This is a genomic window from Arsenicicoccus cauae (assembly GCF_043162025.1).
Lineage (GTDB): Bacteria > Actinomycetota > Actinomycetes > Actinomycetales > Dermatophilaceae > Arsenicicoccus > Arsenicicoccus cauae.
Map to the genome: position 1 here is coordinate 554,126 of NZ_CP171001.1, position 24,082 is coordinate 578,207.

Below are 24,082 nucleotides of genomic sequence, written 5' to 3' on the forward strand. Positions count from 1 at the left end.
TGCGGCGCGCGTCGGCCGGTTGGCCGATCCTGGCGGGCGGGGACTACATCCTTCGGCGTATGCCGGAAGGGCCGCTGCGTGCTGCAATGGCACGGTGAGCCAGACCGTCGACCTGCCACCATGCCACGTGGACGTGGACGTGCGCGGGCCGCTGCTCATGGCGGTGGTGGGGCTGCTGCTCCTGCAGATCGACCTCGTCGACATCTGGCGCGACAGCCTGCCGGGGCCGCTCAACCGGTGGTGGCACGCGGTGCCGCTCATCGTGCTCTGCGTGCTGATGGCGTGGCGGCGACGTCGGCCGATGACCTGCCTGGCGCTGGGCCTCGCGGTCTTCCTCGGCGAGGCGATGCTCGGGGGCAGCATCGGCTCGCTGCTCGTGATCATCGAGCTCGTGTATGCCGCCGGGCTGCACGGGCGTCGCCCGGTCGTGGACTACCTGGAGTGGGTGGTGGCGGGTGCCGTCCTGCTGGCCGGCGTGGGCACCCTCGCCGCGACGCGGGACGTGCGGTCGGCGGTGGCCGCGGGGCTGACGGTGTTCGCCGTGTTCGGGACGTCGTACTGGTGGGGCGCGTCGAGCCGCAAGCAGCTCGAGCTGACGGAGGCCGAGCGCCGGCGCGCCGCCGACCAGGCCCGGCTGGCCGAGCTGCGCGAGGCCGACGCACGCCGCTCGGAGCGCGAGCAGATGGCGCGGGACCTGCACGACGCCCTTTCCGGCAGCCTGTCCGCCATCGCGATCCACGCCGAGGCCGGCCTGCAGAGCGAGGCGGCGCGGGTCGAGGCCCTGCGTGTCGTGCGGGCCACCTCGCGCGAGGCGATGGGTGAGCTCCAGACGATGCTGAGCGTGCTGCGCCCCGACGCCTCGGCGACCTCGTCGCCCCAGCTGCACAACCTCGACGGGGTGGTCGCGCAGGCGCGCGCCCGGGGCCTGACCGTCCGTCTCGACGTCAGCCCCGACCCCCTGCCCGGGCTACCCGCCGCCGTGGGCCAGGCCGCTCATCGCGTCCTTCAGGAGGCGCTGCACAACGTGGGCCGCCACTCGGCCTCGCGGTCTGCCGTCGTCCGGATCCGGGCGCGCGACGAGCTCGAGCTGGAGGTGGTGTCGGTGGGGGCCTCCCCGGTGTCCCCGGAGGGGTCGGGGCTCGGTCTGCACACGATGCGCGAACGGGTCGCCGCGATGGGCGGGCGCCTGCACGCCGGCCCGGACCAGGGCGTCGACCCCGAGATGTGGCGGGTCCGCGCCGTCATACCGCTGCCCTCCGCAGGAGAAGCCCCATGATCACCGTGCTGCTCGCCGACGACCACGCGACCGTGCGATCCGGGCTGCGGCTGCTGCTGTCCGCGCACCGCGACCTCGAGGTGGTCGGCGAAGCGGGCGACGGCGCAGTGGCGGTCGCGCAGGCCCGGGCGCTGCGACCCGACGTCACCTTGATGGACGTCCGGATGCCCGGCGTCGACGGGCTGACCGCGACGGAGCAGATCGTCGCGGGCGGGTGGTCCCGGGTGCTGGTGCTGACGAGCTTCGAGGTGGACGAGTACGTCGCGGGGGCGCTGCGGGCCGGCGCCGACGGCTACCTGCTCAAGACGGTCGGCGCGGGACCGCTGGCCGACGCCGTCCGCCGCGTCGCGGCCGGGGAGGCGGTGCTGGCGCCCGAGGTGACGCGTCAGGTGATCGCCGGCTTCACCGCGGCGGGGGGACCACACGCACGCAGGCCCATCCCGCAGGCCGCTGCCGGCGCCGACCCCAGCGCCCGCCTCCACGACCTCACCGAACGCGAGCGCGAGGTGCTCGCCGTGATCGCCCGGGGCCTCTCCAACGCGCAGATCGCGGACGCCCTCACCATCAGCGAGGCCACCGCCAAGACGCACGTCTCCCGAGTCCTGGCCAAGCTGGGCTGCACCTCGCGCGTGCAGGCCGCGGTCCTCGCCCGCGAGGCCGGGCTCTGACCCCCGTCACACACAGCCACCACCTCCGCCCACTCACCCCCGCAACCCCCGTTGGGAGGCGAGGCGAGGGAGTCAGGATCGGCGGATGCGGCGACGCTCGGCCGCGCGCGCGACGACCCGTCCGACCCACGTGGCCGGCACGTCGCGCCCGGTGGCGGCGTGCTCGACCGCGGTCTCCTGCAGCAGCACCGGCGTCATGGCGGCGAGCGCGCCGAGGCGTCCGGCGACGAGCACCTGGTCGCCGGGGCGCAGCAGCGTGTCCTCGTCGGGCATGTGCTGGGCGACGCCGTCGCGCACCAGCACCAGCGGCACGATCGCCAGCATGCGGTTGCGGTCCTCGGGGTCGCGCAGCAGGTCGCGCAGCGAGAAGTCGCGCGACCGCACCCAGCGCGTGAGGGCGGGCGCGTTGCGCAGGTCGATGGTGACCAGGTCCCGCTCGGGGGCCTTGCGGCCGCACCGGTCGATGAGGCGCTGGAGGGCGACGGTCGCCCACTCCTCGTCCTGCCCGAGCGCGTGCTCCACGAAGTGCCAGAAGGTGGGCGTGACGACCCGCGCCAGCACCTCCGAGGCGACCAGGTCGCTCGGGGTGTAGACGCTGTCGATGTCGAGCGCGCGCACGAGGGCCCGCCGCTCGATGGAGTGCTGCCGCACGACGACGAAGATCTCGGGGTCGACGAGGCGGGCGTGCTCGGCCATGGCGAGGTTGAGCGTGTCGCTGTTGGAGCCCGCGATGAAGCCCGTCGCCCCCGCCAGGTCGGGGTAGCCCTCGCGCGGGTCGACCCACTCGACCTCCTGGCCGGCACGGGACAGGTCGTGGCAGATCTCCTCGCGGAAGTGTCCCTCCGCCGAGACGATCCACCGGCCGTCGTGCTTGTCCTCGCGGCGCGCCTGCAGCGGCGTCCCGGTGGAGCTCATCAGCCACGAGACGAGGTGAAAGGTCGTGGGGCGCTGCATCGCCAGCAGCAGGTAACCCCCGAAGCGGTCGCTGGGGTTGATCACCGCCGCCGCGCTGAAGTCGTGCATCCGCTCCTCGGTGACCCGGCTGTGGCAGCGCGCGAGGACGGGCAGCTCGGGGCGCAGCAGGTCCACGCACATGACGACGGCAAGGTTGACCACGTCGTCGTCGGTGAGCGCGATGACGCCCTCGCAGTTGGGCAGGCCCAGCCCCGCGAGCCCGAGGACGCCGGGCAGGGAGGCGTCGGCGTCGATGCCGGGCACGTCGGCGTTGAGCTGGTCCGAGGACAGCTTGTCGACCCGGTCCTTGTCGCTGTCGATGACGACCATGCGGCGTCCGGCCTCGTCGAGCTCGGCGCACACCGCCCGTCCCGACTGGCCGTACCCCGCGACGATGAAGAAGGGCTCCCTGATGCGCAGCACCCGCCGCCGGAAGGTCTGGGTGGCGACGGCCTCGCGGAAGGCGGCGTCCTGCAGCAGCGACAGCAGGGTGCCGATGGCATAGGCCCAGCCGACGACGGTGCCGTAGATCGACAGAGTCACCCACAGGCGTTGCGGCGCGGTGAACGGCACGATCTCCCCGAAGCCGATCGTCGTCGCCGTGTAGCTGATGAAGTAGAAGGCGTCGAACGGCGACACGTGCGTGCCGTCCTGGCCGGGGATCAGCGCCAGCCCGAACACCGAGATCGAGAAGATCGCAACGAGGACGACCAGCGGGGTGCGCATGCGCCGCAGCACGAGAAAGATCGCGTCGGTCGAGGGCACCTCGGTCGGGACCCGGACCCGCTCGCGCGGGCGGCGGACGCCGTGCTGGCGGGTCGAGGGGCGGGCGAAGAAGAGCAGGAGCGGGTTGGTCATGCCCGCACCTCCTCGTGCGACGCGCCCTGGTCAGCCATGGTCGGGACCGTATGACGGAACCGGGGTCATCGGCGGCGGAAGGACACCGTCTCGGCGACGAGCAGCACGAGCGAGACGAAGTTGGCGAGGGCAGCGCCGCAGGCCAGCGAGACGACGCTGGAGATCTCGGGTCCGGTGATGGGCTCGGCGTGCGAGGACGTGAAGTAGATGTAAAGCGAGGCGGCGGCGACCAGCTGCAGCACCGCGACCAGGCTGGTGGCGAGGTGGGTCGCGCCGATCTGCGTGCGGTCGCCGAACTTCAGCACGAGCGCGACGACGTTGACCACGATCGCGGCATACAGCTCCCAGATGTTGTGCAGGTCCGGGTTGTTGAGGTCGCCCACGACGAAGCCGAAGTTCACCGTGGCCGCCAGCAGCACGAAGAACCCGAAGATGACCTTCTCGAGATTCACGCTGTCGAGGCTACCCGCGCGGGCGCGGCCGACGGGGGCTGTCGGCGCCCAACGGTGCGTAACGATCTGTGGGCGCCGACCCTCCCCGCTGCCCGGTCAGGCCTGGCTGCCGCTGATGTTGCACATCCAGGCGACCCCCGCGGCGGCGCACGAGCCGATCGTGCAGCACCGCCACCTGGCCTGAGCGCGCACCGCCATCCGGCCCGGTGCCCCTCGGCCGTATGACGGCGCCCCCCGCCATGGCGACTACCGTCGGTGGCGGTGGGGTACGACATACCGACGGCCCTCCCCCGGCGCCCGGGAACCCCGAGGGCCAGCCGGGCGTTGTCCCACCGCCCCGCACCCTCCCCCCAGCCCCCGGAAAGGCCCATGCACCCTCGCCAGCCTGACGAGCCCTGCAGTCCTGACACCGCCTCGCGCGGACCTGAGCACGACGGAGCGGTGCGATGAGCCCGGTGCTGTCCCTCGTCATCGGCCTGGTGGTCGTGCTGCTGATCACGGCAGCCACGGGGTATTTCGTGGCGCAGGAGTTCGCGTTCATGGCGGTGGACCGGTCCCGGCTCGGGGCGCGGCACCGCAACGGTGACGAGCTCGCCGGCAAGACCCTCGAGATCACCCGCCGCACCTCGTTCATGCTGTCCGGTGCCCAGCTGGGCATCACCATCACCGGGCTGCTCGTCGGCTACGTGGCCGAGCCGCTGATCGGCCAGGCCATCGGCGTCATGCTCGGCGACACTGGTGTACCGGTGGCTCTGTCGATCACCGTCGGGGCGATCGTCGCGCTCGTCTTCTCGACCGTGGTGCAGATGCTCTTCGGAGAGCTGTTCCCCAAGAACTACGCGATCGCCCGCCCCGACCAGGTGTCCGGGTGGCTGACGCGGTCCACCTCGATCTACCTCACCGTCCTCGGACCGGTCATCTGGGTCTTTGACAAGTCGGCCGAGCTGCTGCTGCGCCTGCTGCGCATCGAGCCGGTCCACGACGTGCAGCACGCCGCCACGGCGCGGGACCTGCAGCACGTCGTCGAGCTGTCTCGCGAGAGCGGCGACCTGCCGGACGAGCTGTCGATCATGGTGGACCGCATCCTGGACTTCCCCGGCGAGGACGTGGCCCACGCGATGATCCCGCGTGCGCAGGTCGACTCCCTGCGCACGGAGACCACGGTCGCGGAGGTTCGCGAGCAGATGCGCACGGGGCACACGCGCTACCCGGTCATCGGGGACGAGGACGACGTCGTCGGGGTCGTGCACCTCGTCGACGTGCTCGCGCACCGAGGGGCTGACGACGCCCCCTGCTCGGACATCATGCGCGAGCCCCTCGTCGTGCCCGAGCTGATGAGCCTGCCCGACGCGCTGCGCGAGCTCGACGAGCACCGCGAGCAGCTCGCCTGCGTCGTCGACGAGTACGGCGGCTTCACCGGGATCCTCACGATGGAGGACCTGGCCGAGGAGATCGTCGGGGAGATCACCGACGAGCACGACCCGGAGGAGCCGGCCTACACGCCCGTCCCCGAGGACGGGATCTGGGTCATGGAGGGCGACGTCCACATCGACGAGGTGGAGCGGTCGCTCGGCGTCGACCTGCCGGAGGGTGACTTCGAGACCATCGGTGGCCTGGTCATCGACCACGTCGGTGGCCTGCCCGAGGACGGCACCCTCATCGAGGTGCCCCTGCGTCAGGACTTCGTGCACCTCGCCGACGGCCGCCGCAAGGTCCTCACTGTCGAGGTGTTGGCGGTGGGGCGCTACGTCCCCTCGCGGGTGCGGCTCACGCTCACCGAGACCGAGCTCGCGGACGACGACCTGGGTGAGAGCTCGGGCGACGACCTGGGTGCGAGCTCGGGCGACGACCCGGCATCCGGCCACGAGCCGCCACCGCACGACGGCCTCGGCCGGCCTGATGCCCGCGGCGGCGCCACCAACGTGACCGAGGAGGGGTCCCGATGAGCTGGATCGTCACCACCCTGGTCACCATCGCGATCATCGCGCTGAGCGCCTTCTTCGTCGCCGTGGAGTTCTCGCTCATCAACGCCAAGCGACACCGGCTCGAGGACGCCGCTGCCACCTCCGCCTCGGCGCGGGCCGCCCTGCGCAGCTCCTCGGAGCTGACGCTGCTGCTCGCCGGGTCGCAGCTGGGCATCACGGTGTGCACGCTGGCGCTCGGCGCCATCACCAAGCCCGCCGTCCACCACGCCCTGATGGGGCCCCTGGAGACTCTCGGCCTGCCCACCGGCGCCGCCGACGTCGTGGCCTTCGTGGTCGCCCTGATCATCGTGACCTTCATCCACCTGGTCGTGGGTGAGATGGCCCCCAAGTCGTGGGCCATCGCCCACCCCGAGCGGTCCGCGATCATGCTCGCCGTGCCCATGCGGGGCTTCCTGTGGCTCACCCGCCCGGCCCTCAAGGCGCTCAACCATGCCGCCAACGTGCTGGTGCGCCGGACCGGCGTGGAGCCGGTCGACGAGGTCGAGGAGGTGCAGGACCAGCACGGCCTGCGCGAGCTCGTCGAGCACTCCGCGGACGCGGGCACCCTCGAGGCGTCCTACAGCGCCTCCATCACCAACGCTCTCGACATGGGCGAGATCACCATGGACGAGCTCATCAAGCACCGCCGGCGGCCCACCGCCGTCGAGGTCGACGCCACCGTGGCGGACGTCCAGGCGGCGACCGTCGAGCACGGTCACATGCGGGTGCTGCTCCTCGACGGGGGTCGGGTCGCCGGCACCGTGCACGTACGCGACACGTTCGGGGAGCCGGCGGACCGGCCTGCGCGCGAGCTGGCCCGCGACACCCTGGCCGTCGCTGCCGACACCCCGCTGCACGAGGCGTTCACGATCATGCGCGAGACCCAGACCCAGCTGGCCGTGGTGCACCGCGGCGGTGACTTCGCCGGCGTCGTGACCATGAGCGACATCCTGCCGAGGTTCTTCCCCCGCGAGACCAGCGCGCACGCCTGACCGTGGCCTGGTCGGCAAGCATGGCTCGGCCCCCGTCTCTCACCTGAGACGGGGGCCGAGTCGGTCGCGTCACCGGGGGGTGGGGCCCCTCGATCCTGCCGGGGGACAAGGCCCGATCGATGTCCCTACCCCCGGCGGGATCATCAGCCTGGGGGACGAAGGCCGGTCGATGCCCCTACCCCCGGCGGGATCATCAGCCTGGCGAACGAAGCCCGGTCGATGGCCCTACCCCCGGCGGGATCATCAGCCTGGCGAACGAAGCCCGGTCGATGCCCCTACCCCCGGTAGGTCGCGTCAGCGGCGGGCGCGGTCCGTGACGTCGAGGAAGGGGTGCGGCCGCGCCACCACACCCTGGCCCATCGCGGTCGCACCTGCACCGGCGGTCGCACCTGCACCGGCGGTCGCACCTGCACCGGCGGTCGCACCTCCGGCCTGCGCCGCCGTGCCCTCCGTCGCCACCCCGTGCGCCCGCATCACCTGGGAGAGCCGTGCGCTCACCTCGTCGTAGGCCGCGGCCCGCTCGGCCGGCGTCGTGCTGTTGGCGCGCATGAACCCCAGCGTCGTGGTGACCTCCTCGAGGGTGCGGCGCTCGTCCTCGGTGAAGGTGCTGGCCACGAGCCGCTCGGCGTTGGCCTCGGCGGCCTCGAGCGCCACCTGGAAGTCCGCGACCGCCCTCGCGTAGTCCGTGTCGCGCACGTCGCGCGTGCCAGCCGGCGGGGTCGCCGCGCGCAGCTCGCGGCAGCGCAGCATGGCGTCGATCGCGCCGCGGGTCAGCGGGTCGGTGTGGTCGGTCATCACCGGGAAGTTGACGGCCGCCTCCAGGTCCCGCTCGTAGCGCAGCAGCCGGTGCGTGAGCTCGGTGTCCAGGGCGATCAGGCTCGCCCACTCGCGCGGGAAGTCCGCCGGGGTCCCGCGCCGCACGGCGCGCCGTCGAGCGACCAGGGGTATGCCGTCCGCCACCGCGTCGACGCCCGCCCGCACCCGGCGGGTCACCGTCCTGCTCGACAGCCACATGCCGGCGGCCACGGTGCCGAGGCCGCCCATGGCGAGGACGTTGTAGACGCCGAGCGCCAGGGCGGCGGCGGGGTCGGCCACGTGCAGCTGGTCGGTGAGCACGAGCACGTCGGGCGACAGGACCAGTCCTCCGCCGGCGGCGGTGAGGGCGACGCCGGGCGCGAGCCGGCGACCCGTGACGGCGTCCTTGCGGTGCCGCCACCGGTCTGCGGCATACCGACCGATGCCGACGGTGACGGCCACGAGGCCCGTGCTCACGAGAAGTCCGGTGAGGACCACTCTCATCACTCCCAACCCGTTGCGTGCGTGTCTGGATGACAACGCTGCCGGTGGGACGGACGTTCCGCCAGGGGGGATCCCCCTGACCCGCCCCTGCCTCACGCGCGCGGCCACAAAGTGCACCAAGGGGGCGACGATCTGGTCGTCCATCGCGGTGCGCGTGAGCGCGACGTGCTGGGAGCGCAGCACCCCGCCGGGCCTGAGGTGTCGCCGGTGACCTGGACGGCCTGGGCGCCGTTCATGGCGGTGCTCGTGGCGGAACCGGCCCTGCCCCCGAGCAGCCAGGCTCCCCCGGCGACGAGGAGGGCGGTCACGAGCAGGACGAGGAGCTGCTTGCCCTTGCTGGCTCGTATGCCGCCACGCCAGTCTCCCTGGGGCTCGGGCTGGAGGGGTGACGGCGCCGGCCTAGGCGTCGCCCTCGGGCGGCTGGGCCTCGGGGTGGTCGCGCTCGTCCCGCGCCGCCCACGCCAGCAGCGGCGCGATGTCGTGGGCGGCGTCGTCGATGCGGGCATGCAGGTCGCCGAGCCGGGCGAACCGCTCGGGCACGGTGGCGATGGTGAGCGCCGCCGGCTCGACGTCCGCGACCTCGTCCCAGGTGATCGGGCACGAGACGGTGGCCGTGGGGGTGCCACGCACCGAGTAGGCCGCCGCGATCGTGTGGTCGCGGGCGTTCTGGTTGTAGTCGACGAACACGGCCGAGGGGTCACGGTCCTTGCGCCACCAGGCGGTCGTCACCAGACCAGGCGCACGCCGCTCGACCTCCCGGGCGAAGGCCAGGGCGGCTCGTCGTACGTCGCCGTGGTCGTGCTCGGGCACGATCCGCACGTAGACGTGCAGCCCGTCGCCGCCGGAGGTCTTGGGGTAGCCGACGATGCCGAGCTCGTCGAGCAGCTCGTGCACGACCGCGGCGACCTGCCGCACCCGGTCGAACCCGGTCTCGGGCATGGGGTCGAGGTCGATGCGCCACTCGTCGGGTCGCTCGACGTCGGCGCGGCGGCTGTTCCACGGGTGGAGCTCGACGGCGCTCATCTGCACCGCCCAGACGACGTGGGCGAGGTCGGGGACGCACAGCTCGCGCACCGTCCGCTTGAACCGCGGGAAGTAGACCGGCACCGTCTCGACCCAGTCGGGTGCCCCCTTGGGGAGCTGCTTCTGGTGGACCTTGTCGCCCGCCAGGCCGTCGGGGTAGCGGTGCATCATGCAGGGCCGGTCGCGCAGGGCCCGCACGATCCCCTCGCCCACCGAGAGGTAGTAGTCGACGAGATCCCGCTTGGTCGCGCCGATCTCGGGGAAGTAGACGCGGTCGGGGTTACTGACGCGCACGATGTGGCCGGCGACCTCGACCTCCTCGGCCGGACCCCGCGAGGGCGTCACGGTCAGTCCTCGCGCGGGGCGTCGCCGACGTGTCGCGACCCTCGCCGGTCCCGGCGCTCGGGCAGTCCCGCGGCCCACAGCGCGGCGGCGACCAGGGCCGGCTGCCCGAACAAGCGGGCCAGGCGCTTGCCGTCGGTGTCGAGGCCGAACGCGTCGACGCCCTCGACATACTGGCCGATGTTGCCGGGGAACACGGCGACGTAGAAGGCCGCCAGGGCGATGCCCGTGAGCCGGCGCTGCCGCGGGAGGGCGAGCAGGGCTGCCCCGAGCCCGATCTCGACGACCCCTGACGCCAGGACGACCAGGTCCTCGTCCAGCGGGAACCACCCCGGGACCTGGGCCTGGAAGTCCTGCCGCGCGAAGGTGAGGTGGGAGACGCCGGCGAACGTCATGAAGGCGCCCAGCGTCAGCCGGGTCACCTCCTGCGAGCGGGTGGGCGGGGTGCTGGTACGAAGGACGGACATGGGGGGCTCCTCACGGTGTGGGTCACGGGCAGGTCGCGCGGCGCATCGTGCGTCGTGGCTCATGCTGGCACGCCGGACCCCGTCTCCCAGAGGTTGAGGGGGTTCGGGGTGAGGGGCACCCTCAGGTGACGGGTCCCGATTCGGCGGGCCGCTCCTGGCCTGGGCGCTGCTGGTGGGCCTGCACCTGCCTCTGGCGGTCGTCATACCGGCACGATCCTGCCGGTATGACGACAAGGCCACCCCCGCTCGCCCCCACCCCCACGTGACCGGCACGATCGTGCCGACAAGCCCCCGACGGAGCACCTGCCGCGACAACCTGGACCCGCACAGGCGCTGGCCGGTCGATGCCCCTACCGGGGGCCGGATCATCAGCCTGGCGAACGAAGGCCGGTCGATGCCCCTACCGGGGGCCGGATCATCAGCCTGGCGGACGAAGGCCGGTCGATGCCCCTACCGGGGGCCGGATCATCAGCCTGGCGGACGAAGGCCGGTCGATGCCCCTACCGGGGGTAGGTCGTAGTCGACGACGACGGGGGCGTGGTCGCTGAGCCGGTCGGCCGCGGACGCCTCGCGGTCGGTCCCGCCGCAGACGGCGGCCTTGGCCAGCCGCGGCGACGCGAGGTGGTAGTCGATGCGCCAGCCCGTGTCCCGGTCGAAGGCCCCGCCCATCCAGCTCCACCACGAGTAGGGGCCGTCCACGTCGGGGTGCAGGCGGCGCACCACGTCGACCAGCGAGCGCGGTGACAGGATCGACCCGAACCACTCGCGCTCCTCCGGCAAGAAGCCCTCCGAGCGCTGGCTCGTGCGCCAGTTCTTGAGGTCCAGGCGCGTGTGGGCGATATTGAAGTCCCCCATGACGAGGAACTCTCGACCCTGCGCCGCGGCCGCGCGGCGGGTCGCCGTCAGGTGCCGGGCGAAGCCCCGCAGGAAGCGCATCTTGCGCTCGTACCTCGCTCCGCCGTCGGGCTTCTCCCGCATCCGGCCGGGGACCTGCAGGTGCGCGGGCAGCCCGCCCTTGGGCAGGTAGAGCGAGGCGACGGTCAACGGATGGTCCGCGAGATCGACCTCCACGTAACGCCCCTCGGCAGCGAAGGCCTTGAGCTCGCGCGCCAGCGAACCGGTCTCGGCGTGCTCGCGCAGCTCGACGTGGCTGTCGCCCGGCGCCCGCACGAGCACGCCCGCACCCCAGCTCCGCACGGCGACCGGCGCCTCGCGCGTCAGCACGGCCACGCCGTTGCGCCCGGCCGTCTGGCCGGCGTCATACGTCAGGTGGTAGTCCCGGAAGACGCCGTCCGGCAGCAGCGGGACCGGGCACCGGACCTCCTGCAGCGCCACGACGTCGCACCCACGCGAGGCCAGCCAGTCGTCGAATCCGCGACGCTGCGTGGCACGGATCCCGTTGACGTTGAAGGTCGCGATGCGCAGCACCCGGCGATCCTAGGCCGTATGCCGGGACGGCCGCGCCCGTCGCGCACCGCAGGACGTCACCGCGCGACCAGCCGCGGTCGACGAGCCACCGTCGATGAGCCGCCGTGGATCAGCCGGCGACGATCAGCCACCTGCGGTGGGGCCGCCGATCGACGGGACGGGCAGCGGACGCTTCGGGTCGATCGTGGCCCTGACGTCGAAGAACTGCCGCACCGCGGACGTCTTGCCGTCGAGGGCGCGCTGCATCGACAGGCCGTCGACGTTGATGCGCGCCTGCCGCAGCGTGGAGCGGCCGAGCTGGACCCAGTGCGGCGACGTGGCGTCGACGCCGAAGAAGTAGTCGAACTTCTCCGTGCCGTGCAGGAACGCGACCTTGGGGTTGGCGTCGCTGTAGGGCTTGACGTCGGACACGTCCGCGCCGAAGGGGAAGACGAGCTCGTCCGTGTCGCCGACGATGGGGCGCACCTCGCGGTCCCAGCGACCCGCGTCGGCCTTGATCAGGCCCACGCCGCTGCGGGTCATGTTGATGTGGCCCCACGAGTGCGAGGCGAAGTTCCAGCCGTTCGCCTTGAGGGCGTCGGCCACGACCTTGGCCTTGGCCTGGGCGTCCCTGGTGGCGGGCGTGGCGCCGTACTTGCGCTCCGAGGTGCGGTAGCCCAGGACGCCGTTGTAGCCGGTCAGCGCGATGGAGCCCTTGTCGCCGTGGTAGGCGAAGTCCGGGTGCTGGCGGACGAACTCGTCCAGGATCGGCGGGGAGTCGAAGCTGCCCTCCACGGTCTTGCCCGAGGCGTCGGTGTAGGTGTTGACGACCCTGCCGTCGTCCTTCTTGACCAGGGCGGTCGCGAAGCCCTTGCCGGTCATGTACTCGTAGTAGCTGACGTCGTCCAGGGACAGGACGACGGGCTTCTTGCCGGGCGGCAGCAGGATCGGCTGGTAGCGCATGACCCCGTCGGGGCCCTTCTTGGCGATGCGCTGAGGGTGGACGAGGACGAAGCCGCGCCGGTGCATCTCGGCGATCTGCGCCGTGAACTCGTCGACCGTCGCCATGTACTGGCTGAAGCCCACGCCCTCGGATCCCTTGGTGAAGGCCTTGGCCGGGTCGACGGCGAGCGTGTGGTAGAAGAGGTGCGGGATGGTCGCGTTGTCAGCCCACTTCACGGCCTTGGCCTTGGCGGCCTGCACCTCGGCGAGCTGCCCCTTGGCGGCGTCGCCACGGTCCTTGGTCAGGGTCGCGATCGCGCCGTCGTAGTCGTACTGGGCCGCCTGGACCTTGGCCTTGGCGAGGGCGTCCTGCGTCGGTGTCGGGCTGTGCGCGGGCCCACCGGGCGTCGCGGAGGCGCCGCCTGGGGCACCCTGCGTGGCACCTCCGGAGCGCGCCGCCTGGCCACCGCCGTCGCCGCTGCCCGTGCAGGCCGCGAGCAGCACGGCGCTCGTGCCCAGCACGACGACCCCCCGCATCGAGCCCACCTGGCGGCGACGTCGTGGCGTCGTCGATCGGCTGCGGTCCCCCCGAGACATGCACTTCTCCCCCCTGCGAATCACGTGCACCTGCACCTTCGCGACGGTATCGCCTCGTTGGGTCACCGTCACTCACCCCCCATGACGCGCCGGAGGCGGCAAAGGTGGGTCCTCGGGTGACGATGGGTGATCCTGGGACCCGTCAGACCGCGTCGGGAACATTGGCGCCGACAAACTCGTTGACCCTTCAACCAGCATGGGCCGTCCGTGCTGCTCCACCCGCACCGACCAACCAGGAGACCTCGCATGAGCATCGCCGCAGCCCCCGCCCGAATCGCCACCGGCCTCTTCCTCATCAACTCCGGCCTCGGCAAGCGCAACCTGCCCGAGGAGGCCGCCCAGGGCCTGCGTGACATGGGCGCCGTGGGCGTCCCGCAGCTCAAGGAGGTCCCGGCCACGCAGTTCGGTCAGGCGCTGGCCTACGGCGAGATCGCGCTCGGCGCGGCCCTCCTGCTCCCCGTGGTCCCGGGCTGGCTCGCCGGCGCGGGCCTCGGTGCGTTCAGCGCCGGCCTGCTCAACATGTACCGCCAGACCCCCGGCATGACGATCGACGGCATCCGCCCCACCCAGGAGGGCACCGGCATCGCCAAGGACGTCTTCATGCTCGGCATCGCCGGCTCCCTGATCGTGGACTCGATCGCCAACTGAGCCGGTCGCCCACGACGCGTGGGCGCGACGCTGACGGCCCCCTCCACCGTGTGCGGAGGGGGCCGTCGCGCGTCCCCGCGCATCGCTCCAAGCCCGTATGCCGTCGCCGCCCGCCGCCCGACGGTGGCTAGGCTGACGCGCGAGGAGGGTCCATGACCGCTGCGAGCTCGCCCACCCCGTCACCGATCTCGGCGACCCCGTCGACGTCGAGCCCGTCGAGGATGCTGCCGGTGCCGCCGCTGCGCCAGACGCTGGACCGCTATCTCGAGACCGTGGGCGTGCTTCTGTCGCCCGCGGAGCTCGAGGTCACGCGTGGTGCGGTCGAGGCGTTCGCCGCCGGGGACGGCCCGGCCTGCCAGGCCGCGCTCGAGGCCTTGGCCGTCGAGGAGGACGCCCTCGGTCGCAGCTGGCTGTGGGACGCCTGGCTCGAGGCCTACCTCGTGACGCGGGTGGCGCTGCCGCTGTCCAGCAACGTGGGGTTCGAGCTGGCGATGCCGACGGCCGGCAGCGGGCTGGACCGGGCGGCGGAGCTCGTCCACCGCCTCACCAGCGCCTACCTCGCGCACCTGCGCGGCGACGCCGGCGCCGACCTCGGCCCTCGCGGCGAGCCCCTGTGCCAGCGGCAGTGGGACCACCTCGCGGGGGGCATCCGCCACCCGAGGCAGGGCCTCGACGTCTACCTCCCCGGCCGCGAGGACGCGGCCGATCGCGAGACGGTGGTGCTGTGGCGCGGCCGCGCCGTCGCCGTGCGCGTGAGCGATGGCGCGGGAGAGCCCTCGTCGGTCGAAGCGATCCGATCGGCGTTGGCCGAGGTCGTCACCCTCCCGCCCGCGCCCGGTCCGGGGTTCACCGCTGCGGGCTATCTCGCCGGTGACGACGCAGCCGAGATGCTGGCGGAGCTCCAGCAGGACGACGGCAACGCCCGCACCTACGCCCGGCTGCGCGAGGCGCTCTTTCTCCTCGCCCTCACCGACTCCCCCTCTGGCGGCGCGGACGCCGCGGAGCACCTGCGGCGCGTGGCGTTCGAGCCCGAGCAGGCCTGGCCGTTCAAGCCCGTCACGCTGCAGGTCGACCTCGCCGACGACTTCACGGGTCTGCACCTGGAGCACAGCACCCTCGACGGGTCCACGCTCGTGGCGGTGCTCGGCCGCGCGCAGGACGTGAGCCCCGACCACGGGGACCCCGACGACGAGCCCGCTGCCACGGAGGAGCTCGCGTGGGCGCTCTCGGCCGAGCAGCGCGACGCCCTGGAGGAGGGCCTGCGCGACTACGCCCGGGTGGCCGAGCGGCACCGCGTCCGGATCGTGCCCGTGCCCGCGGCGCCCCTGCCCACGCTGCCGGTGAAGGTCTCGATGGACGCCTGCCTGCAGGCCGTCATGCTCTATACCCAGCTGCGGACCTACGGCCGGGTGCGCTCGACCTACGAGTCGGTCGACATGCGGGAGTACCAAGGCGGCCGCACGGAGTGCCTGCGCCCCAACACCGCCGCGGCCGTGGCCCTCGCGAGCGCCCTCGTCGACGGCACCGCGACGCCGGACCTGCTCCTGGCCCACCTGGACGCGCACCGCACCCAGGTCAAGCGCTGCAAGAGCGGCCAGGGCATCGACCGGCACCTGTTCGGGCTGCGCCTGATGGCAGCCCGCCACGGGTATGCCGCACCCCTGCACGACGACGCGGCATACGCCCGGCTCACCACCGACTTCCTGTCGACCACCTCGCTCGGCGACCCCTCGCGCATCGCGCGGGCCGCCTTCGCGCCGACGAGCGAGGGCGGCATCGGCATCTACTACGTCCCGCTGCCGCAGCAGGGCGTCGTGGAGTTCACGCTGAGCTGGACGGACGGCGCCGCCGAGCGGGTGGACGAGTTCGAGCAGGCCCTGGGCCAGGGCGTCGACGCCCTGTGGCGGCTGCTGGACGAGGCCGCCGCGCAACCGGGCTGAGCGCTCAGCCGAACGCCTTGTCCAGCTGCGGGGTATGGGCCAGCAGCTCGCGCGTGTAGGCCTCCTGCGGATGGTCCAGCACCTGCGCGGTGAGCCCCTGCTCGACGACGCGGCCATCGCTCAGCACGACGATCCGGTCGGCGATGGACCGCACGAGCGCCAGGTCGTGCGTGACGAAGAGCATCGAGATGCCGCGCTCGGCCTTGATCCGGTCGAGCAGGGCGGTGATCGACCCCTGGATGGACACGTCGAGCGCCGAGGTGATCTCGTCGCACACCAGGACGTCCGGCTCGGCGGGGAGCGCCCGCGCGATGGCGACGCGCTGCCGCTCGCCGCCGGACAGCCGGCCGGCGCGCAGCCGCAGCAGTGAGGGGTCGAGCTGCACCTGGTCGAGCAGCTCGGCGGCCCGCTCGCGGGCCGCCCGGCCACGCGCGATCCCGAAGAGCCCGAGCGGTCGGGTGAGGATCTGCTCGACCGTGCGGCGGGGGTTCAGCGACTGGTAGGGGTTCTGGAAGATGTACTGCACCCGCTTGCGCTGATCCGGGGAGCGCCGCCGCGCGGACGCCACCAGCTGCTCGCCCTCGAGCTCGATCCGGCCGGTCCAGTCCTGGTGCAGGCCGGCGACGCAGCGCGAGGTGGTGGTCTTGCCGGAGCCGGACTCCCCGACCAGCGCGACGATCTCGCGCCGGGCCAGGTCGAAGCTGACGTCGTGGACGACCTGGGTGCGGCCATAGCTCACGTCCAGGCCCTCGACGGTCAGCACGATCTCGCGCTCCCGGTCGGGGACGGTGTCGCTGACCGCGCGGTCCTCGGGGTCCCACGGTGGCAGCTCGTCCACGCGCAGGCACCGGGCGACGTGGCTCTCGCCGCCCGTCCGCGAGACCTCGACGAGGGCCGGCTGGGTGGCCCGGCAGGCCTCGACCGCGTGCTCGCACCGGTCGTTGAAGCGGCACCCGTCCGGCCGGCGCCCGGGAGCGGGGGCGAGGCCGGGGATGCCGCTGAGGGCATAGGGCTTGTGCAGGTGCGGTATGGCGCGCAGCAACGCCCGCGTGTAGGGGTGGGACGGCTCGGCGAACACCGCGCGCGTGGCGCCGACCTCGACGACCTGTCCGGCATACATCACCGCGACGCGGTCGGCGATGGTGGCGACGACGGACAGGTCGTGGGTGACGTAGAGCGCGGCCACGTGGAAGCGGCGGCACAGCTCGGCGAGCGTGTCGAGGACCTTGCCCTGGGTCGTGACGTCGAGACCGGTGGTGGGCTCGTCGAGCACGAGCACCGCGGGGCGCGGGAGAAAGACCATGGCGAGCGCGACGCGCTGCACCTGCCCGCCGGACAGCTGGTGGGGGTAGCGCCGCAGGAAGGCCTCGTCGGCGGGGAGCCCGACCTCGGGCAGGATCTCGCGGACCCGCTCGTGGCGCTCCTGCGGGGACCCGATGGCGTGCAGGTCGAGCAGCTCGCGCAGCTGATCCCCGATCCGGATGGCGGGGTTGAGGGCCGAGCTGGGGTCCTGCGGGACGTAGCCCACGTCGAGCCCCCGCACGGCGCGGACCTGCTGCCAGCTCATCGAGCGCAGGTCGTGCCCGGCGACGTGGAGGCGTCCGCCGGTGATCTCGGCGCCGCTGCGCGCGTATCCCAGCAGCGCCGTGCCGGTCGTGGTCTTGCCGGAGCCGGACTCGCCGACCAGGCCGAGCACCTCGCCGGCGGCCACGACCAGGTCGACGTCCTCCACCACGTCGAGCCCGCGGCCCGTGAGCCCCACGCGCAGGCCTTCGACGACACAGACCGGAGCCGTGGTGCCCATCACTCCCCCTTGGCCGTCCGGGCGCCGAGGGCGTCCGCGATGAGGTTGGTGCCGATGGTGAAGACCGCGATGACCAGCACCGGGGCGAGCACGCCCCACGGCTGCACGAGCAGGCCGAGGCGGTTCTCGTTGGTCATCTGCCCCCAGTCCGCCGCACCCGGGTCGGAGGCGAAGCCGAGGAAACCGATGCCGGCGATGAGGCCGATGGAGTAGGTGAGGCGCAGCCCCGCCTCGGCGAGCAGCGGCACCGTGAGGTTGGGGCCGAGCTCGGTCGCCACGATGCGCCAGCGCCGCTCGCCGATGGCCTCGGCGGCGCTCACGAAGTCCTGGTGGACGTAGGTCAGGGCGACGCCACGAGCGACGCGGGCGACCCGCGGGGCGTGCGCGAGGCCGACGAACAGCACGACCACCCACCACGCCGGTTGCTTGACGGCGGACAGCACGAGCAGCGCCACGAGGATCTGCGGGAACGCGAGGAGGACGTCGTTGGTCCGCATCAGCAGCTCGTCGACCCAGCCACCCGCGTAGGCGGCGAGGACGCCGTACGAGATCCCCACCAGCACGCCCAGCACGGTGGCGAGGAGCGAGGTGACCAGGATGGCGCGCCCGCCGTGGAGCACCCGGAACAGCACGTCCTGCCCGAGGTAGTCGGTGCCGAGGAAGGAGCCTTGGCGGGTGAACGGTCGCCCCACGATGTCGAACTCGCCGTGCGGGGCGATCCAGGGCCCGCACACGCCGAGCAGGACCACGGCCAGGGTCAGGAGGGTCCCGATGACGACGCGGGGGTCGCGCGCCAGCCCGGCGAGCAGCGATCGGGTGGGGGTGGGGGTGGGCGTGCCGGTGGGGGTGGGCGTGCTGGCGGGAGTGGCGGCGGCGCTCATGCGACCATCCCCGTCCGGGCGCGCGGCGTCAGCAGGATCGACAGGGCGTCGGCCAGGAGGTTGAGCAGGATGTAGGCGGCGGCGATGAGCATCGCGAGCGCCTGCACCATCGGGTAGTCCGAGTTGCGGACGGAGTCGACCAGGGTCGCCCCGATGCCGGGGAAGTTGTAGAGGTACTCCACCAGGACGACGCCCCCGACCAGCCAGGCCAGCTGCAGGGCCGTGACCTGGACGGTGGGGACGAGGGTGTTGGGCAGGGCGTGGCGCCGCAGCACCCGGTCCTCGGGGATGCCCTTGAGCCGGGCGAGCTCGACGTAGTCGGAGTCGAGGGTCTCCACGAGCGTGGAGCGCAGGATGCGGAAGAGGTAGGGGACGACGGCGACGACGAGGGTGGCCACAGGCAGCACCAGCGACGCGGGACGCTCCCACACCATCGCGCCGGCGGGCAGCACGGTGACGGCGGGCAGAACGTGCAGGACGCTGGTGGACAGCAGCGCGACGAGCAGGATGCCGGTCACGAACTCCGGCACGCCCGCGAGGGCGAGGGTGATGACCTGCAGGACGTCGTCGACGGCGCGACCGCGGTGCCGAGCGGCGAGGATCGCGAGGCCGAGCGACAACGGCACCATCACGAGGGCGACCACGAGGACGAGGAAGGCGCTGTTGGCCACCTTGTCACCGAGGAGCTCGCCGACCGGCTGCTGGCTGGCGATGCTGGTGCCGAGGTCGCCACGCAGCAGGCCACCGAGCCAGGTGAGGTAGCGCTCGGGCAGCGACTGGTCCAGGTGCAGCGCCTCCCGGATCTGGGCGACGCGCTCGGGGCTGACGGCGTAGTCCTTGCCGAGGATCGCGCGGACCGGGTCGCCGAGGGCGGTGGTGGCGAGAAAGACGATGACCGAGACGACCCAGAGGCTGGCGAGGGCAAGCAGGAGCCGGCGGACGAGCCAGCGGGTCCAGGCCCGGGCCGGCGTGCGGCGGCTCGAGACCGCGACGCTCGCGGGAGGCGGGGTGTGCACGGTGGCGCCCATCAGCTCCCCTTCAGCGTGATCGTGTTGAACCGGTAGGCCGAGACGGGTTGCTCGCGCGCCGGCTGCAGGCCGCTGACCTGGTGGCTGTAGCCGTCGACCTGGTTGGCGAACGCCCAGATGATCAGGCCGCCCTCCTCGTGCTCGATCCGCTGCGCGTCCTGCACGAGCGTGCGCCGCCGCCCGGGGTCGGTGGTGCGGCGGGCCGCGGTGATCAGCTCGGTGAACCGCGGGTGGTCGAAGTGGGTCTCGTTGTAGGCCGAGGTCTTGAGCGCGCACGCGATCGCCTGCGGGAGGTAGAGCCGGGTGGACCAGAAGTCCTGGGCGAACACCCAGGACAGGTAGCGCTCGCCGTAGAACGTGTTGGCGTCCGCCTTGGTGACGCGCACCTGCACGCCCGCCTTGGCGGCCTGCTGGACGAGCAGGTTGGCGGACTCGACGCCTCCGGTGCCGACCGCGGTGGAGGTGACCAGCTCGACCTGGAGGCCCTCGTGCCCGGCGGCCTTGAGCAGGTGCCTGGCCTGGGCGACGTCCTGCTGGCGCTGCGGCAGGGCGCCGCCGAGGTAGTCCGGGTCGAAGGGGCCGTAGAGGTCGTTGCCGAGCCGCCCGAAGCCGCTGAGCGCCTGGTCGATCAGCTGCTGGCGGTCCACGATGAGGCGCATGGCCTGACGGACCCGGTTGTCGGAGAACGGCTTGGCGTCCACGCGCATGGTGAAGGGCACCCACCCGCCCGTCTCGGAGACGAGGGTGTGCGCGCCCTGCCGCTCGATCGCCCCCGCGAGGTAGGCGGGGAGGTTGTCGATGGTGTGGACCTGGCCGGCGAGCAGCGCCGAGACCTTGGCGGCGTCGTCGGTGAAGTCGATGACCACGAGCGAGTCGACGCCGGCCTTGCGGTCCCAGTAGCCGTCGTGGCGGAGGAATCTCGAGCGCTGCCCCGGCACGAGGGACTCGTAGCGGAAGGGGCCCGTGCCGATCGGGTGGGCCAGGTCGAAGTCCTGGGGGACGATGCCCATGGTGTAGGCCGCGAGCAGCTGGTCCATGATCCCGTAGGGCTGCTTGAGCACGAGCTGGTAGGTGTGCGGGTCGACGGCTCGGCTCGCCGGGAAGTCGATGAGCGGGGCGACGTCGCTGAGCAGGGCGGTGGGGTTCTTGGGGTCGCCCATCCGCTCGAGCGAGGCCTTGACGTCCGTGGCGGTGAGGGGTCGCCCGTCGTGGAAGGTCACGCCCTCGCGCAGGTGGAAGGTCCAGCGGGTGGCGTCGGCGTTGTGCTCGACGCTCTCGGCCAGGCACGGCTCGATGCGGTAGTCCGGCGTGAACCGCAGCAGCGGCTCGAACAGGCTGCGCACCCGCGCGATGTCCGGCATCGTCACCGGGAAGTGCGGGTCGACGGTGTCCTTGAGCCCACCGCCGGTGGCGCCGTGGATCAGCTCGGAGGTGACCGAGTCGGGGGCGGGCGAGCACGCGGCGAGGGCGGCTCCCGCGCTCAGCCCCGCGCCGAGCCGAAGCACCTCCCTGCGGCTGATCGCCTTGCCTGCCATAGCCGTTCCCTCTCCCCTGAGGTCCCGCCACAGTACCGAGGGGGACGCGCGGGCGTTCGGGGGGCGCAACGCTTGGCGGATCGGGCGCGGGGCCGGGGGAGGCGCCCGACGTGCTCTCCCTCAGCGGGTGGCGCCGACCCCGGTGCGCTTCGCGCGCTCGATGACCGTGGTGAGCGCCGGGGCACCGTCCTCTGGCATGCCCTCGGTGCCGGGGTCGATCCCGCCGGCGGCGATCTGGTCGAGGACCTGCATGCCCTCCTCGGTCACCTGGCCGAAGACGGTGTAGTCCGGTCGCAGCCGCGAGCCCTCGTAGACGAGGAAGAACTGGCTGCCGTTGGTGTCCGGGCCGCCGTTGGCCATGGCGAGCGTGCCGTCGTAGAGCTTTTGCCGGACGAGGAACAGAAAGCTCTGCACCGTGCAGGGCGCCCCGGCCCTGTCGAGGACCAGGGGTATGTCGCCCCGGTTGGTCTGCAGGACGACCGCGGCCTTGCCGTGGGTCTGTGCCTTCTTGGGGGTCGGGCGGCAGCCCCATCCACGTGGAGTAGGTGCGGTCCTCGAGCGGGGTGAATCCGCACGCGCCGGTCGTGGGGCCGGAGGGCGGAGCGGGCTTCGACGCCGGCTGGGACGCAGGTGCGGGAGCGGCCGTCGCGCTCGGCGCCGCGGCGAGGGCGGTGGAGGTGCAGGAGTCAGGGCTGGGTGAGCCGTGGCTCGCCAATCTAGGCGCCCGACCCCGGCTCGGCAGATCGGTGCGGGTCCGGTGTCAGGACTGACCGGCACCCTGCACCGATCTCACCACGTCGCCAGGGGCCGGGTCGCCAGGGGCCGGGTGGGCAGGGGCGATGGTGCGGCTGAGGATCCAGGCGTGCTTGCCGACCTGGCGCACGCGCTGGAAGTCGTGGTCCTCGTAGAGCTCGGCGGTGGCGCTGAACAGGAACCGCCCCTGGGCCTGACGCCCCACGGTCGTCTCGCTGATGGCCTCCACGAGGCCACCTCCTGCCGCGGCGATGAGCTCGAGCGCGCCACCGAGGGCGAGCCGGGCGATCCCCTGCCCGCGGTGGCGGCGGTCGACGTAGATGCAGGTGATCCGCCAGTCGGGCTCGGGCGGCGGGTCCTGGTCGTAGGACCGCTTGTGCTTGATGCCGGCGAGCTCCTCGGGGTCGCCGTACTGCGCCCAGCCCTGCGCGAGACCGTCCTGGTCGATCACGAGCGCAGCGTGCGCGCCGTCCGTCATGACGCGCTCGCGCTTGGCGGCGCGGTGGTCGATGCGCTGCCCGCACTCGGGGTGGAAGCCGATGCACCAGCAGCCGCCGTACACCCCGTTGTTGCGCTCGACCAGCTCGGCGAAGGGCTCCCAGGTGTCCGGTCCGAGAGGAACCACGCGATAGCTCATGCCGAGACGCTAGAGCCGGTTGCGGACGGTGCGCGTCCTGACCCCGCAAGGCGCGCCAGGGACGAGGCGCGGGCTAGGCTCGACGCACGTTATGGCAGACGGGCAGCCGGCTCGTCGCCCAGGCTCCCGGGAGGCCCCGATGTCCGACAGCTTTCAGCCAGGCCACGAGCACGCCGAGAGCCGCGACGCGATCGTCACCCTCAGCACCCCGATGCTCGAGCAGCTCGACGAGCGCCAGCGCCGCATCCTGGTCAACGACCTGGTGGAGCTCTCCCAGTCCGGTCGGGACCCCCACGCGGTGTCCGAGATCCTGGGCGAGCGGCTGAGCAAGCTCGGGATCGAGCAGCCCCAGCACGTGGTCGACCGCCTGTCGGAGAACATCGCCCAGGCCACCAACCTCACCATCTCGCTCGACGACGGCACGGTGCTCCACGGCGACCCGAGCTGGTCGCCCGCGACCCACGACACCGACGTCAAGGGCACCGAGGACCCCGAAAACGGCGAGCGCCCGACCTACAGCTGACCCGCGATCAGGGGGTCGGCATACCGCCGTTGACGTTGAGCGTCTCCCCGATCACGTAGCTCGACTCCGGGGAGGCGAGGAAGACGTACGCCGGGGCGAGCTCGGTCGGCTGACCCGCGCGCCCGAGAGCCGTCGACTTGCCGAACTCCGGCAGGTCGTCGGGCAGCTGCCCGCCGGACGGCTGCAGCGGGGTCCAGATCGGGCCGGGGGCCACCGCGTTGACGCGGATCCCCTTGGGCGCCAGCTGCTCGGCCAGCCCCTTGGTGAAGTTGTTGATCACGGCCTTGGTCGAGGCGTAGTCGACCAGCGTCGCGGACGGCGAGTAGGCCTGGATGGACGTGGTGTTGATGATCGTGGCGCCCGGCTGGAGGTGCGGCAGGGAGGCCCGCACGAGGCGGAACATCGCGAGGATGTTGATGTCATAGGTCGCCTCGAGCTGCTCGTCGTCGATGTCGTCGAAGGACTCCGTGGCGATCTGCTTGCCGCCGTTGTTGACCAGGATGTCCAGGCCGCCGAGGGTCTGCACGGCCTCCTCGACGAGCGTCTTGGCAAAGGCCTTGTCCCGCAGGTCGCCCGGCACGGTGGCCACGGTGCGACCCTCGGCCTTGATGATCTCGGCGACCTTCGAGGCGTCCTGCTCCTCCTCCGGCAGGTAGGTGATGACGACGTCGGCGCCCTCGCGGGCGAAGGCGATCGCGGTCGCCGCGCCGATGCCGGAGTCGCCACCGGTGATGAGCGCCTTGCGGCCCTCGAGGCGTCCGGTGCCGCGGTAGGACTTCTCGCCCAGGTCGGCCTTGGGCGTCATCTCGGCGTCCAGCCCGGTGCCGGGCAGCGCCTTGGCGGGCGGCGAGATCGACGGGTAGCGCTTCACGGGGTCCTGCAGCGTGAGCTGGTCCACGGTGGTGGTGTGGGCGTCCTCGGACATCTGTCTCTCCTTCGTCAGTGGGCTTGACCGTGCACGTACCCGCAGCGGCGGGGGTCTCACACGGGACGCTCGGCGAGATTTCCTCCCGACGGCTGTCGATCTCGGGCACGCCCGGCCGTCACAGTGGTGAGGTCGCGCCGTGCGGCCCGCAACCCGAGAGGACGTTC

General features: G+C 72.5%; 21 protein-coding genes. 7 read left to right on the plus strand and 14 right to left on the minus strand.

What is annotated here, in order from left to right; translation table 11 throughout:
• The first annotated feature begins 94 nt into the window (after positions 1-94).
• Positions 95-1,276, plus strand: coding sequence for a sensor histidine kinase (locus ACF3NS_RS02550; RefSeq protein ID WP_392467617.1), 1,182 nt, complete (start codon positions 95-97; stop codon positions 1,274-1,276).
• Positions 1,273-1,944: a response regulator gene (locus ACF3NS_RS02555; protein WP_392467618.1), complete on the plus strand. Its 672-nt coding sequence runs from the start codon at positions 1,273-1,275 to the stop codon at positions 1,942-1,944. The genes ACF3NS_RS02550 and ACF3NS_RS02555 overlap by 4 nt, the downstream gene beginning before the upstream one ends.
• Positions 1,945-2,016: 72 nt before the next feature.
• Here the strand turns inward: ACF3NS_RS02555 and ACF3NS_RS02560 are convergent, their stop codons facing one another.
• Together ACF3NS_RS02560 and ACF3NS_RS02565 are read right to left on the minus strand one after the other, a co-directional pair.
• On the minus strand, positions 2,017-3,756 hold the full coding sequence (locus ACF3NS_RS02560) for an NAD-binding protein (protein WP_392467620.1): 1,740 nt from the start codon (positions 3,754-3,756) through the stop codon (positions 2,017-2,019).
• Positions 3,757-3,821: 65 nt separating this feature from the next.
• Complete coding sequence (locus ACF3NS_RS02565; protein ID WP_288799371.1) at positions 3,822-4,208, minus strand: DUF6394 family protein; 387 nt, start codon at positions 4,206-4,208, stop codon at positions 3,822-3,824.
• Between the two features lie 446 nt (positions 4,209-4,654).
• Between ACF3NS_RS02565 and ACF3NS_RS02570 the strand changes: the two genes are divergently transcribed.
• The gene (locus ACF3NS_RS02570) at positions 4,655-6,154 is read left to right on the plus strand and encodes a hemolysin family protein (protein WP_392467621.1); all 1,500 of its coding nucleotides are present in this window, start codon (positions 4,655-4,657) and stop codon (positions 6,152-6,154) included.
• A complete protein-coding gene (locus ACF3NS_RS02575; protein ID WP_392467622.1) occupies positions 6,151-7,164 on the plus strand; it encodes a CNNM domain-containing protein in 1,014 nt (337 codons plus the stop codon). Before ACF3NS_RS02570 ends, ACF3NS_RS02575 begins: the two co-directional genes overlap by 4 nt.
• A gap of 294 nt (positions 7,165-7,458) precedes the next feature.
• On the opposite strand, the gene ACF3NS_RS02580 is transcribed toward ACF3NS_RS02575, so the two are convergent.
• The 5 genes from ACF3NS_RS02580 to ACF3NS_RS02600 all read right to left on the minus strand — a co-directional run bounded on the left by ACF3NS_RS02580 (position 7,459) and on the right by ACF3NS_RS02600 (position 13,181).
• Positions 7,459-8,436 (minus strand): hypothetical protein, encoded by a 978-nt coding sequence (locus tag ACF3NS_RS02580; RefSeq protein WP_392467624.1) that lies wholly within the window; start codon positions 8,434-8,436, stop codon positions 7,459-7,461.
• A 426-nt stretch (positions 8,437-8,862) separates the two neighbouring features.
• On the minus strand, positions 8,863-9,831 hold the full coding sequence (gene ligD / locus ACF3NS_RS02585) for a non-homologous end-joining DNA ligase (RefSeq protein ID WP_392467626.1): 969 nt from the start codon (positions 9,829-9,831) through the stop codon (positions 8,863-8,865).
• A 2-nt stretch (positions 9,832-9,833) separates the two neighbouring features.
• Positions 9,834-10,295: a hypothetical protein gene (locus ACF3NS_RS02590; protein ID WP_288800121.1), complete on the minus strand. Its 462-nt coding sequence runs from the start codon at positions 10,293-10,295 to the stop codon at positions 9,834-9,836.
• 468 nt (positions 10,296-10,763) lie between these two features.
• Entirely contained in the window at positions 10,764-11,723 is a 960-nt protein-coding gene (locus tag ACF3NS_RS02595) for an exodeoxyribonuclease III (RefSeq protein WP_392467627.1), read from the minus strand.
• 123 nt (positions 11,724-11,846) lie between these two features.
• On the minus strand, positions 11,847-13,181 hold the full coding sequence (locus ACF3NS_RS02600; RefSeq protein WP_392467629.1) for a polysaccharide deacetylase: 1,335 nt from the start codon (positions 13,179-13,181) through the stop codon (positions 11,847-11,849).
• A 306-nt stretch (positions 13,182-13,487) separates the two neighbouring features.
• Here ACF3NS_RS02600 and ACF3NS_RS02605 point away from each other — a divergent pair, with 306 nt between their 5' ends.
• The gene (locus ACF3NS_RS02605; RefSeq protein WP_288799073.1) at positions 13,488-13,889 is read left to right on the plus strand and encodes a hypothetical protein; all 402 of its coding nucleotides are present in this window, start codon (positions 13,488-13,490) and stop codon (positions 13,887-13,889) included.
• Between the two features lie 152 nt (positions 13,890-14,041).
• A complete protein-coding gene (locus tag ACF3NS_RS02610) occupies positions 14,042-15,829 on the plus strand; it encodes a choline/carnitine O-acyltransferase (RefSeq protein ID WP_392467631.1) in 1,788 nt (595 codons plus the stop codon).
• A gap of 4 nt (positions 15,830-15,833) precedes the next feature.
• Here the strand turns inward: ACF3NS_RS02610 and ACF3NS_RS02615 are convergent, their stop codons facing one another.
• The 6 genes from ACF3NS_RS02615 to ACF3NS_RS02640 form a co-directional block, all read right to left on the minus strand.
• Complete coding sequence (locus ACF3NS_RS02615; protein WP_392467633.1) at positions 15,834-17,633, minus strand: ABC transporter ATP-binding protein; 1,800 nt, start codon at positions 17,631-17,633, stop codon at positions 15,834-15,836.
• Positions 17,633-18,514: an ABC transporter permease gene (locus ACF3NS_RS02620; RefSeq protein WP_392467634.1), complete on the minus strand. Its 882-nt coding sequence runs from the start codon at positions 18,512-18,514 to the stop codon at positions 17,633-17,635. Before ACF3NS_RS02620 ends, ACF3NS_RS02615 begins: the two co-directional genes overlap by 1 nt.
• Complete coding sequence (locus ACF3NS_RS02625) at positions 18,511-19,542, minus strand: ABC transporter permease (RefSeq protein ID WP_392467636.1); 1,032 nt, start codon at positions 19,540-19,542, stop codon at positions 18,511-18,513. Before ACF3NS_RS02625 ends, ACF3NS_RS02620 begins: the two co-directional genes overlap by 4 nt.
• Positions 19,542-21,077: an ABC transporter substrate-binding protein gene (locus ACF3NS_RS02630; protein WP_392467638.1), complete on the minus strand. Its 1,536-nt coding sequence runs from the start codon at positions 21,075-21,077 to the stop codon at positions 19,542-19,544. The genes ACF3NS_RS02625 and ACF3NS_RS02630 overlap by 1 nt, the downstream gene beginning before the upstream one ends.
• A 120-nt stretch (positions 21,078-21,197) precedes the next feature.
• Complete coding sequence (locus ACF3NS_RS02635; protein ID WP_392467640.1) at positions 21,198-21,491, minus strand: peptidylprolyl isomerase; 294 nt, start codon at positions 21,489-21,491, stop codon at positions 21,198-21,200.
• A 346-nt stretch (positions 21,492-21,837) separates the two neighbouring features.
• The gene (locus ACF3NS_RS02640; RefSeq protein WP_288799077.1) at positions 21,838-22,467 is read right to left on the minus strand and encodes a GNAT family N-acetyltransferase; all 630 of its coding nucleotides are present in this window, start codon (positions 22,465-22,467) and stop codon (positions 21,838-21,840) included.
• Positions 22,468-22,606: 139 nt separating this feature from the next.
• Between ACF3NS_RS02640 and ACF3NS_RS02645 the strand changes: the two genes are divergently transcribed.
• Positions 22,607-22,990, plus strand: coding sequence for a hypothetical protein (locus tag ACF3NS_RS02645; protein ID WP_154591959.1), 384 nt, complete (start codon positions 22,607-22,609; stop codon positions 22,988-22,990).
• Between the two features lie 7 nt (positions 22,991-22,997).
• On the opposite strand, the gene ACF3NS_RS02650 is transcribed toward ACF3NS_RS02645, so the two are convergent.
• Positions 22,998-23,915 (minus strand): SDR family oxidoreductase, encoded by a 918-nt coding sequence (locus ACF3NS_RS02650; RefSeq protein WP_392467642.1) that lies wholly within the window; start codon positions 23,913-23,915, stop codon positions 22,998-23,000.
• Between the last annotated feature and the right edge of the window lie 167 nt (positions 23,916-24,082).

Bases quoted from the DNA above. Each gene is read 5' to 3' on its own strand.
- ACF3NS_RS02555 (WP_392467618.1), top strand. From the start codon at position 1,273: ATGATCACCGTGCTGCTCGCCGACGACCACGCGACCGTGCGATCCGGG.
- ACF3NS_RS02560 (WP_392467620.1), bottom strand. From the start codon at position 3,756: ATGACCAACCCGCTCCTGCTCTTCTTCGCCCGCCCCTCGACCCGCCAG.
- ACF3NS_RS02570 (WP_392467621.1), top strand. From the start codon at position 4,655: ATGAGCCCGGTGCTGTCCCTCGTCATCGGCCTGGTGGTCGTGCTGCTG.
- ACF3NS_RS02575 (WP_392467622.1), top strand. From the start codon at position 6,151: ATGAGCTGGATCGTCACCACCCTGGTCACCATCGCGATCATCGCGCTG.
- ACF3NS_RS02590 (WP_288800121.1), bottom strand. From the start codon at position 10,295: ATGTCCGTCCTTCGTACCAGCACCCCGCCCACCCGCTCGCAGGAGGTG.
- ACF3NS_RS02600 (WP_392467629.1), bottom strand. From the start codon at position 13,181: ATGCGGGGGGTCGTCGTGCTGGGCACGAGCGCCGTGCTGCTCGCGGCC.
- ACF3NS_RS02605 (WP_288799073.1), top strand. From the start codon at position 13,488: ATGAGCATCGCCGCAGCCCCCGCCCGAATCGCCACCGGCCTCTTCCTC.
- ACF3NS_RS02610 (WP_392467631.1), top strand. From the start codon at position 14,042: ATGACCGCTGCGAGCTCGCCCACCCCGTCACCGATCTCGGCGACCCCG.
- ACF3NS_RS02615 (WP_392467633.1), bottom strand. From the start codon at position 17,633: ATGGGCACCACGGCTCCGGTCTGTGTCGTCGAAGGCCTGCGCGTGGGG.
- ACF3NS_RS02620 (WP_392467634.1), bottom strand. From the start codon at position 18,514: ATGAGCGCCGCCGCCACTCCCGCCAGCACGCCCACCCCCACCGGCACG.
- ACF3NS_RS02625 (WP_392467636.1), bottom strand. From the start codon at position 19,542: ATGGGCGCCACCGTGCACACCCCGCCTCCCGCGAGCGTCGCGGTCTCG.
- ACF3NS_RS02630 (WP_392467638.1), bottom strand. From the start codon at position 21,077: ATGGCAGGCAAGGCGATCAGCCGCAGGGAGGTGCTTCGGCTCGGCGCG.
- ACF3NS_RS02640 (WP_288799077.1), bottom strand. From the start codon at position 22,467: ATGAGCTATCGCGTGGTTCCTCTCGGACCGGACACCTGGGAGCCCTTC.
- ACF3NS_RS02645 (WP_154591959.1), top strand. From the start codon at position 22,607: ATGTCCGACAGCTTTCAGCCAGGCCACGAGCACGCCGAGAGCCGCGAC.
- ACF3NS_RS02650 (WP_392467642.1), bottom strand. From the start codon at position 23,915: ATGTCCGAGGACGCCCACACCACCACCGTGGACCAGCTCACGCTGCAG.